The organism is Streptococcus mitis, from assembly GCF_047460035.1.
Classification (GTDB): Bacteria; Bacillota; Bacilli; order Lactobacillales; family Streptococcaceae; genus Streptococcus; species Streptococcus mitis_DW.
The window spans coordinates 1-680 of sequence record NZ_JASHHB010000023.1 but is presented as its reverse complement, the minus strand read 5'-3'; the positions used below and the strand labels follow the sequence as shown (position 1 = coordinate 680).

The 680-nt window shown below is 49.3% G+C and carries 1 rRNA gene; it reads right to left on the bottom strand.

Going from position 1 to position 680, the window contains the following annotated elements:
* Positions 1-680 (bottom strand): 23S ribosomal RNA (locus QM956_RS10525); the annotation flags it as partial.

Sequence of the window (680 nt, the reverse complement as noted above, 5' to 3'; positions counted from 1 at the left end):
AGCCCCGGTACATTTTCGGCGCAGGGTCACTCGACTAGTGAGCTATTACGCACTCTTTGAATGAATAGCTGCTTCTAAGCTAACATCCTAGTTGTCTGTGCAACCCCACATCCTTTTCCACTTAACATATATTTTGGGACCTTAGCTGGTGGTCTGGGCTGTTTCCCTTTCGACTACGGATCTTAGCACTCGCAGTCTGACTGCCGATTATATCTCGTTGGCATTCGGAGTTTATCTGAGATTGGTAATCCGGGATGGACCCCTCACCCAAACAGTGCTCTACCTCCAAGAGACTTAACATCGACGCTAGCCCTAAAGCTATTTCGGAGAGAACCAGCTATCTCCAAGTTCGTTTGGAATTTCTCCGCTACCCACAAGTCATCCAAGCACTTTTCAACGTGCCCTGGTTCGGTCCTCCAGTGAGTTTTACCTCACCTTCAACCTGCTCATGGGTAGGTCACATGGTTTCGGGTCTACGACATGATACTAATGCGCCCTATTAAGACTCGGTTTCCCTACGGCTCCGTCTCTTCAACTTAACCTCGCATCATATCGTAACTCGCCGGTTCATTCTACAAAAGGCACGCTCTCACCCATTAACGGGCTCGAACTTGTTGTAGGCACACGGTTTCAGGTTCTATTTCACTCCCCTCCCGGGGTGCTTTTCACCTTTCCCTCAC